This window comes from Okeania sp., assembly GCF_983059655.1.
Map to the genome: position 1 here is coordinate 1 of NZ_CEZPJD010000276.1, position 9,562 is coordinate 9,562.

The window sequence follows — 9,562 nt, forward strand, 5'->3', positions numbered from 1 at the left end:
CCCTACTCCCTATTCCCTACTCCCTAATATACAATTAGCATCCAAAACAAACAAACTATCATTCTGAAAAACAGTACAAGTAGTTATAGTTGTTGCCAAAGCAGGAATATATCCTAACTGCAAAAAAGTTACAGCTTCCTGTGCAGATTCATATTGCATTAACCAACTATTATCCTCAACATATTCTGGCGTAAAAGTACCACGATGTAACATCCAAAAATCTATCCCATACTTTTGAATAAAATTTTTCACATCTGCTAAATCTGAACTATATTGAGCAACAATTAAATCTATAGTTCGTTGCCGAAATTCACTATAATAACCAACTTGATAAGGAATAGCATATTCCCTACCCAACAAAATAGAACGTTGAGTAAATGTAGGTAATAAATTTGCCTCTTCCTCCAAAGAAGCAATCATAATATCTTCAGGTTGTTCTTGAAAAAAACTATATAAATCTGTAGCTCTACCCACTTTATATTTCACTAGAGGAAAGCCTTTAACAAAAGCAGGGTATAACACCAGAGATGCCATAATTAAACTTGTTAAAACTAAAGAAATAATTGCCTGAAACTTAATAGGAGATTTTTGTCTATTTTCTGCCCAATTAAACAAAGCATCAATAATTAAAGTAAGAGCGATCGCCGTTACCAAAGCAATAATTATTCGGAAACTTAATCCTGTATATCGACTAGGAAGATGTAACCGAAAAAGTAAGGCATGAGCAATGAAAAACATTGCCAAAGATGAAAGTAATAAATGTACTAACAGCCAAATTCTATTAGTAATATTTATAATTAAAGGAAAACCAGATTTAAAAGCCAATAAAAACGGTAATAATAATCCTGCACATTGAGTAGCTGGAGTAAATAAAGACTTAGGAAACATTCCACTACGTTTGCCAGTTAACCAAAAATCTTTTGGATGAACATGAAAAAATGTACTCCTCCCATTTGGATAAAACTCTCTTAACTTCATCGCTGCTTCTCGACTAATAGCAGGTCCGAATTCTGAAGAACTTAAAGCGTAAGGTAATAAAACAAAAAATGCCGTACTTAAACCAACTCCACAAAATAGAAAATTCCGTTTTTCTGATGATAATTGAAACCTCCCATTTTTCCAGTAAATTAATTGCAAAATTAGAATACCAGAAGCAATAAATACATACTGAGGATAAAATAATCCCACCAAAGCGATCGCTATTGCCATTATGACCAACGAACCTCGGAGTAAATAATATAAAAAAGCCAGAAAAAATGGATAAACAAAAGCTCTAGGTGTAGCAGAAGCAACATCATCTTTCATCCAAATAGCCTGATTCATGACCAAAGCTGCAATAAATCCTGCCATTGGTACGGGTAATATCTCTAAACAGATTTGAAAAATATAGTAAGTACAAATTAAACCCAAAATAAAAGGGATAATTTTGGCAAAAATAAAAGGGTTAATTCCTATAGTTGCTGCAGTTTTATAAAGTAAAGTATATCCGGCTGGAGCTACTGACTGAAAATAATCAGCAATTAAATCATTGGGAAATAAATCTGGATTAAAAAAACGCTGCATCCAAAAAATATGTTGTCTAGCATCATCTTGCACACTCAGACTACTAACAAAAGCTTTTTTAAGTGCCATAAAAGCATAAAATGTAGCAAAAGTCATGCTGAGACTAAACCAAAATATAACCCTTTTACGAGATTTTTTATCTATAGGAGCAGTTAAAAAGTTATGTATATTTTTCATTAAAATATAATATTTTTTTGATTGAATAGGCAGATTTTAACAGATATTTAAAATAATTGTTTATGCTATGAAAATAATCATACTGGCAAGTTACAATTTTCTGGATTATTAAATAATAGTATTCCTCAGTCATTATCTTACTAATAAAATTTAATTTATCGCATTGTTATATCTGGTATATATCTAATTTCCCACAGAAACAGTAAAAATAAATTTCAGAGATAATGCATAAAAAAATGCTGTCATTGATATTTTTGTAGTATAAATTCAAAAAAAATCATTCAATTAACAAAAAAATGACATATATTTTGATTTTTACCAACAACAAATCAATGAAATTTTATGCAAATTGAATGTATAAAAAACTCAGGCATATCATAAAATTTGATTGTGATATAATCAAACTTAATAACATTGACTCAAACTGCAGCTTTAAAATCTTTAATGGAACTACCAATTGAAAGAATACGACTTTCTCAAACAGCCAAAGAACAGTTAACTAAACTGAAGCGTAATACCAAAATAGATCAATGGAATATTCTTTGTCGTTGGGCATTTTGTTGCTCTTTAGGAGAATCAAGCATTCCCTCTCCAGTGCCAATCTCTACTGATAGTAATTTAGAATTAACATGGAGAACTTTTGGTGGAAAATTTTCTGACATCTTTTTATTGGCTCTCAAGCAACGTTGCTATAATGATGGAATAAGTATAGACCAGGAAACTTTGGCCACCCAATTTAGCCTACACTTACATCGAGGCATTGGATATTTAGCTGGTAACCCAAATATCAAAAGGATAGAAGACTTAATTGCAATTGTGATTACTTCTCCTGACTAAGTTTTAACTCCAAATATTAAAAATTTCGGTAGTTTTTGTTATAGATAGAGAGCAATTATCAATTTATTAAAAACTATAATTGATGTAACAAATCGTTACATCAAATTGTAATTTAATATAATGGAAATTGAGTAAATCAACTAGTAAAGGTAAGTTAATAATATAGAAGCATTCTTATCCTAAGTTTGAGGTAAAACAGCTAGGTAGATTAAATAAATATTTGAACAAAGGAGGTATCTAATGATTCCGGCTAACTCAAAAAAGAAATATCTAAATGTTATGGAACAAATGGTAGCACAGGAAGTAAATCGCCAAATTACCTTGTTGCCTCAAAAGTTAGCGAAATATATTAAGCGAGCTGATGTAGAAACTTATGCACTGAATCGTCTTCCACCACTATATGCTTCTAGTCAAGAAGGCTGGAAATTTCAAACGAAAAAAGCCGAAGAAGATTATAGAAAAGAGATAGCAGTGGTAGTACGTCATGCTTTTGCAGCAGTACAAAGAGACCTTTTAAAAAGTTCAACTCCTTTATTTAAAGAGGAGACCAAAAAAGTATCTTCCTCAGTGGTACAAACAGAAGGATCTACCGCAGAAAATAAACAAAGCAGTAAAAATTATAATTGGAAGCATGGTCAGTACTATCGCTTAGGTACTTCTAGAAAATAAGTATATGTTGAAATGTTTAATAGTAATATCATCTCAAGATAAGAGCCTAACAAAAAAACTTTACTCCTCCTACATACTGACCTGAAAAGTTCCTCTTCTTCCCTCCTGTACGTCGCCCACCAACGACTCCCGATCTAACTCCCAACTCCTATGCTATAATAGAGAGAAAAAATGTCCGAGTGGACCTTGACCATGACCAATTTCTAAAGCATACTCCAAAGCATTTGTGACATAATTCTTAGCTAACTTAACTGCAGAAAATAAATCTTTCCCTTGAGCTAAATTAGCAGCGATCGCTGCCGAGAGAGTACAACCAGTGCCATGAGTATTATTAGTCTCCACCGTAGTAGTCCTTAAAATCTTAAACTGCTCTCCATCAAACCAAACATCTACTCCTCGCAACTCATTCTTCATAGCCCCACCCTTGACTAAAACTGTTTTTGCCCCTAAACTAAAGATTTCTCGAGCAGCCATCTGCATATCATCTAGATTATTAATCTCTAAACCTGTAAAAATCTCTGCCTCATAAATATTAGGAGTAACAATAGTTGCATTCGGCAGCAAAACATTCTGTAGAGCTGCAACAGCCAGATCGTCAATTAACTGAACACCTGCACGGGAAACCATCACTGGGTCCATTACTAATGGTTTTAAATTTAAAACCTCTACCTCTTCAGCTACAGCCAAAATAATTTCTTGGCTCAATAGCATTCCTGTCTTAGTTGCTTGTACCCCCATATCTGTAACAACCACTTTAATTTGTGCTTTTACTGCTTCTGGTGATAAAGCATCAACCCGATCCACTCCCAAAGTATTTTGAGCAGTGATACAAGTCAAAGCGCTAGTACCATGAACACAATGAAAAGCAAAAGTACGCAGGTCTGCCTGAATACCAGCTCCACCACCACTGTCAGATCCAGCAATAGTCAAAGCAACAGGAATACTTGATGCCATAAAATTAGCCATGATAATATAAAAAAATTTAGTAGCCAGTAGTCAATAGACATCTCCAGAAAAGAGGCAACAGGCAACAGCAGTCAGACCCCGCGACGATGCCAGCTCGCTTGCGGAATGCCGATCGAGAGAGGCAACAGATAGAAATAATTGATAATTTATGGATAAGAATTAATTTTATTTTTAATTTTTGGAGATGTTTAATAGTTATTTTTATAGCAACTTTTAAGTAAATAGACTATAGTGATTGAAGCATTCTTCTGCTGCCTACTACCTAAGACATACGGACGTTTAAGTTAATTCTCTTCTTTTCAAGGAGAGGTAATTATTAATTATTAATTATTAATTATTAATTGTTGAACTACCTCTATTTCTGGTGACTTTTGCTACAGCTACATCACTATTTATTTGATAGCTACCTATTAGTAGGTGGAGTCCGTCGCCTTTGCAGAAAATCAGGAATATCCAATCCTGGTAATTTTTTCTCCTGCTCAATGCTTGGAGTTGGAGTTGGAGTTGGAGTTGGTATAGACCGTCTTGGCTGTGCTATTTCCTGGGTAGGATTAATTTGTGCTTCTCCACTAAAGCCAGTTGCTATAACAGTAATTTTGATTTCTCCCTGTAGTTTCTCATCAATTACAGCCCCAAAAATAATATTGGCATTGGGATCGACAACTTCATAGATAGTCTCAGCAGCCGTATTAACTTCATGTAATGTTAAATCAGTTCCACCAGTAATATTAAATACAACCCCTCTAGCTCCTTCCACTGAAGACTCTAGTAAAGGAGAAGAAATTGCCATATTTGCTGCTTCTCTTGCCCTAGACTTCCCAGACCCCATACCAATTCCCATCAACGCCGAACCTGCATCTGCCATAACTGCTCGTACATCGGCAAAGTCAACATTCACTAACCCAGGCACAGTAATAATATCTGAAATTCCCTGTATACCTTGACGTAATATGTCATCTGCAAATTTAAAAGCTTCCTGTACGGGAGTTTGTTCATTAATTACAGATAGCAAACGATTATTGGGGATTACAATTAAAGTATCAACTCTACTCTGTAAAGCAGCAACTCCTTCATCAGCTTGAGTAATTCGACGTCTTCCCTCGAACATGAAGGGACGCGTCACAATACCAACTGTCAGCGAACCTGCTTCTTTAGCAATTTCAGCTATAACCGGTGCAGCACCAGTACCAGTGCCACCTCCCATTCCTGCAGTGATAAATACTAGGTCGGGGTGGTCTAAAGCATTAGCTATTTCATCCCGAGATTCTTCAGCCGCTTTTTGACCAATAGCAGGATTACCTCCTGCTCCCAAGCCTCTTGTCAGCTTTTGTCCAAGTTGTAAGCGTTTCGGAGCTTTGGACAGGGTAAGAGCTTGGGCATCTGTATTAACTGTCCAAAACTCTATGCCAGAAACCTCACTAGCAATCATTCGGTTAACAGCGTTACCGCCACCCCCTCCAACACCTATTACTTTAATTTTTGCTGTATTACTTGGCACAATATCATCACTCCTTTCTTCCTGTGAGGTGGCTTTGGGGTCATAATTTTGTTCTCCATAAAGTCCCGAGCTATTGCGGAAGGGATTAGAGACATTTTTTGGTAATGGAAAATTTCCTTGTCCGTGGGATTGGGGACTTTCATTGTTGACCCCTTGTTCATTATTCACTATCATTAATTTGGAGATGGTAGATATGTAGTATTTTTTACTTTTAATTTAATTTATAGTCATATTCTAAAGTATGTTGGATTATAACCCAACCAGCTCAGAATATTTATGAGTTTTTTTCTATTGGGAACTTAGCTGATGATTAAGCGTCACTTCTCTACATATTTAATCTAACTTTTCTATTTTTTTGGAGGTAAGCATTTCCCAGGAAATCCTTACTTTTGAATATTTCGATTTACAACTTAAAAAATTGACAGCTTCAAATTGGAAGGCCATATTTTAATATACTTGGAAATGATTTTTTAATATACTTGAGAAATTATTGTTGATTTAATTTGACTTAATTTTAATTCCTCTAGATTTATTTGGTAATTGGATTAAAGGAGATTCTGGATTTTTCAGATCGATATAGGCAATTCGGCGAGCATCAATTTTATTTGGTAATTCTCGCATTTGGTCTAGAACGTTTAATTGTTCACTAAATCGAGAACTATACTGTCCTAGATGAACTATTCCCAGTTCAGTTGTGAGAACTAAGTTTGTTGGATCTTGCCAATTAATCTCGAAAACTTTAACAGGGCTACGACTTAGACTTTGGTATAGCAGGTGCCAATATTTACGATACTGTTCGGTAAAACCAATTACTTTTAAAGTAGGTAAAGATTGAGTTCTTTCTAAGGCAGAAAAACTTTCTAGAGGTATCCAGTTCCCTTCGGCATCTAACCAACCCATTTTTTGTGAGTTACCAGCACCTACTTTACTTTTCAGTTGAGTAATTGCTACAGGACGTCTTTCTGTAATCTCAATCTTTAAATTTAGGGGAAATAACTGCCGACTAATTTTTGCCCTCGCAATTGGGCCATGGGACTCTAAGTTTTTAGCTAGTACCTGTGGTTGAATTTTCCAAAGAGATTGAGGATACTCTAAAGGAATTAGAGATAATATTGCTCGGTCTGAAAGTAATTGATTACCTTCTACGCTTAACTGCTCTTGTTTAGTTATGAGCCAAATAGGCTGAGTAATTGCCCATAGTAAAGTTCCTGCTAAACCACCAACTGCTAGTATTTGCCATATTATAATTACTAATCTTAATCGTCTTTGACGCAGCAATGTTTGTCGCCGACTTGACAAGTCAGCTTGAGAAACTGATGCAATGCTATTAGCCATTTATTTACTCACTAAATCAGTTAATATTTTTAATGCTACCCTAGATAATTATTATTTCGATCAATCGTATATAAATATTATTTTAATTATGAGATATTTGAGTTTTTTAGCAAACAGAAAATAGTCAAATGATCGCGAATTATTTAGGAGTTATAGGTTATGGATATTTCTACACCAGTAGATTGTTTTTACTAATTACTCAAAGTTTATTGAATGCACTGATCTTCTACAAAATATCTAAATAGACATATTTAATAATATAAAGATAAAATCAATTATCCTACATAAATCATTAATTTTTGCTGCTTAATTCCTCTTTATACAGAGATATATATTAATTTTTTTCTTTGTTTGTATGCTCAATTTTCCCAAATATTATTACTATTAAGGCTTAAGTACCCAGGGGCTAACATACCTCTTGCCCATATCCAAAAAATTAAAGAAAATAAAATAGTTAAGTACGATATAATATTATCTTTTTTTTTTGTTATGGGGAAACCTGTGTTAGAGACTCTTGACTTAATTAAATTTTACAAATCCTGTAACCCTAGCAAGACCCTGATCGTAGGACATCCTGAAGATGAAAAATATTACATAGATTTTGCCAGTGTTAGGGGTAGTGACATTATTCGAGAATTAGAAAGAACAATAACACTACTATCTGGAAATCAGCCAACTTGTCAACTCTTTACAGGACATATCGGTTGTGGTAAGTCAACTGAACTATTTCGACTGAAAGATAAATTAGAAAAACAAGGATATCATGTTGTTTACTTTGAATCCTCTGAAGACTTAGATATGGGGGATGTAGACATTAGTGATATTTTACTGGCGATCGCTCGTCAAGTCAGCGAAAATATGGAGCAAGCCAACATTAAACTAAAACCAGGTTACTTCCAAAAACTATTTACGGAAATATCAGAAGTATTACAAACCCCGATCCAACTTTCAGGAGAGGCAGAGGTATCTGTTGGTATTGCTAAAATTACTGCTAAAACTAAAGATTCTCCCAAACTACGTTCTCAATTAAGACAATATCTAGAACCACGAACCAGCACCATTTTAGAATCAATCAATCAAGAATTACTTGGACGAGCTAACACTGAACTTAAACGTAGAGGTAAACAAGGACTTGTAGTGATTGTTGATAACCTAGACCGGGTAGATAATTCACCCAAATCATGGGGACGTACTCAACCAGAATACTTATTTGTAGACCGAGGAGAACAACTGAAAAAACTAAACTGTCATGTAGTTTACACAATACCCCTCACTTTAATGTTCTCTAATGATTATGGCAGATTATCCAGTAGATTTGGAGTTAAGCCAAAAGTATTACCAATGGTGCCTGTACAAGTCAGGAGCAAAAAACCCACAATGGAACCTAATGACTATGAAACAGGAATGTCATTATTACAACAAATGGTATTAGCTAGAGCTTTTCCAGAAATATCATCCCAAGAACGTCTAGAATTAATCCCAAGTCTATTTGATGCCCCTGAAACCCTCAATCGACTTTGCCGTATTAGTGGGGGTCATATGCGACGACTGTTGATGTTACTCTATAGCTGTTTACAACAAGAAGACCCTCCTTTTTCCCGCAATTGTTTAGAAAATGTAATTCAGGAATACCGAGATGACTTGCTCAGAGCTATTACTTTTGATGAGTGGGAATTGTTGTTTAAAGTAGTGCAAAATCAAAGAGTTACTGGAGAGGAAGAATGTCAAACTTTACTCCGAAGTATGTTTGTGTTTGAATATCGAGACCGGGATGGTCATTGGTTTGGAATTAATCCGGTTTTGGCAGAAACAAAAAAATATGCAATTTGGGTTAATAGTAATTAGAATTCTGAATTTCCTACGGAATGCTCCGCAAACAGGAGTCAGGAGTCAGGAGAAAAAAAATAGTGGTTAATTTACTTAAAATTTCTTACTTTTGACTTTTGACTTTTGAATTTTGACTTCATACGCCTTCTTCCTTCTAACTATGAAAGATTTGAAAAACCTTGTAGAAAGTATCATCTATAATCAGCGCTCGTTCAAAAGATTGATTAGGTCTATAACTCTTTCTCAAGGACAATTTTCACTGATTTTAGTTTTCTGTAACTATAAATGTTTACAGCAAACAATTGTTACGCAATTAAGAGAATTACCCTCAGCAGGAATTCAAGAAATAGTATTACCAAAAACTGTTAAAACTCTTTATACAACAATTGATAAACAACTAGATGAATCTCCGAAACCATCAGCATTGATGGTGTTTGATTTAGAAAAAGTAGAGGCAATAGATGAGCTACTAATATCTACTAATCAGGTGAGGGATGAATTTAGGAAAAAATTTAATTTTCCTCTTGTTTTATGGATAACAGATGAACTGTTAGCTAAACTGATTAAACTAGCACCTGACTTTAAAAGTTGGGCAGCAGCTACAATCAAGTTTGAACTAGCAGCTTGTGATTTAATAAGTTTACTGAGACTGGAAGTAGAGAATTATTGGATAAATGAGTTTAGTGATGA

8 protein-coding genes are annotated in these 9,562 nt (G+C 34.5%); 4 read left to right on the top strand and 4 right to left on the bottom strand.

The genetic code is table 11. The annotated features are described in order from the left end of the window. Positions 1-9: 9 nt before the first annotated feature. Positions 10-1,740 carry a hypothetical protein gene (locus AC3DU7_RS16300; protein WP_488040378.1) on the bottom strand — a complete coding sequence of 577 codons (1,731 nt, stop codon included), beginning with the start codon at positions 1,738-1,740 and terminating at the stop codon, positions 10-12. Positions 1,741-2,184: 444 nt separating this feature from the next. Between AC3DU7_RS16300 and dndE the strand changes: the two genes are divergently transcribed. Together dndE and AC3DU7_RS16310 are read left to right on the top strand one after the other, a co-directional pair. Then, positions 2,185-2,577, top strand: coding sequence for a DNA sulfur modification protein DndE (dndE, locus tag AC3DU7_RS16305; RefSeq protein ID WP_488040385.1), 393 nt, complete (start codon positions 2,185-2,187; stop codon positions 2,575-2,577). Between the two features lie 240 nt (positions 2,578-2,817). Beyond that, entirely contained in the window at positions 2,818-3,246 is a 429-nt protein-coding gene (locus tag AC3DU7_RS16310) for a late competence development ComFB family protein (RefSeq protein ID WP_488040379.1), read from the top strand. Positions 3,247-3,399: 153 nt separating this feature from the next. Here AC3DU7_RS16310 and thiD read toward each other — a convergent pair whose 3' ends face one another. The 3 genes from thiD to AC3DU7_RS16325 form a co-directional block, all read right to left on the bottom strand. Next, on the bottom strand, positions 3,400-4,212 hold the full coding sequence (gene thiD / locus AC3DU7_RS16315) for a bifunctional hydroxymethylpyrimidine kinase/phosphomethylpyrimidine kinase (protein ID WP_488040380.1): 813 nt from the start codon (positions 4,210-4,212) through the stop codon (positions 3,400-3,402). A 403-nt stretch (positions 4,213-4,615) separates the two neighbouring features. Beyond that, complete coding sequence (gene ftsZ / locus AC3DU7_RS16320) at positions 4,616-5,884, bottom strand: cell division protein FtsZ (RefSeq protein ID WP_488040381.1); 1,269 nt, start codon at positions 5,882-5,884, stop codon at positions 4,616-4,618. Positions 5,885-6,208: 324 nt separating this feature from the next. Continuing rightward, positions 6,209-7,045 (bottom strand): cell division protein FtsQ/DivIB, encoded by an 837-nt coding sequence (locus tag AC3DU7_RS16325; protein ID WP_488040382.1) that lies wholly within the window; start codon positions 7,043-7,045, stop codon positions 6,209-6,211. A 489-nt stretch (positions 7,046-7,534) separates the two neighbouring features. Here AC3DU7_RS16325 and AC3DU7_RS16330 point away from each other — a divergent pair, with 489 nt between their 5' ends. Together AC3DU7_RS16330 and AC3DU7_RS16335 are read left to right on the top strand one after the other, a co-directional pair. Next, positions 7,535-8,890, top strand: a complete 1,356-nt coding sequence (locus AC3DU7_RS16330) for a P-loop NTPase fold protein (protein ID WP_488040383.1) — start codon at positions 7,535-7,537, stop codon at positions 8,888-8,890. 142 nt (positions 8,891-9,032) lie between these two features. Continuing rightward, positions 9,033-9,562 (top strand): hypothetical protein (locus AC3DU7_RS16335; RefSeq protein WP_488040384.1); only part of this gene is annotated, 530 nt, incomplete at its 3' end.

What these genes read in the sequence shown, in the direction of transcription:
- AC3DU7_RS16300 (WP_488040378.1), bottom strand. Translation starts at nt 1,740, where the DNA reads ATGAAAAATATACATAACTTTTTAACTGCTCCTATAGATAAAAAATCT.
- dndE (WP_488040385.1), top strand. Translation starts at nt 2,185, where the DNA reads ATGGAACTACCAATTGAAAGAATACGACTTTCTCAAACAGCCAAAGAA.
- AC3DU7_RS16310 (WP_488040379.1), top strand. Translation starts at nt 2,818, where the DNA reads ATGATTCCGGCTAACTCAAAAAAGAAATATCTAAATGTTATGGAACAA.
- thiD (WP_488040380.1), bottom strand. Translation starts at nt 4,212, where the DNA reads ATGGCTAATTTTATGGCATCAAGTATTCCTGTTGCTTTGACTATTGCT.
- ftsZ (WP_488040381.1), bottom strand. Translation starts at nt 5,884, where the DNA reads ATGATAGTGAATAATGAACAAGGGGTCAACAATGAAAGTCCCCAATCC.
- AC3DU7_RS16325 (WP_488040382.1), bottom strand. Translation starts at nt 7,045, where the DNA reads ATGGCTAATAGCATTGCATCAGTTTCTCAAGCTGACTTGTCAAGTCGG.
- AC3DU7_RS16330 (WP_488040383.1), top strand. Translation starts at nt 7,535, where the DNA reads ATGGGGAAACCTGTGTTAGAGACTCTTGACTTAATTAAATTTTACAAA.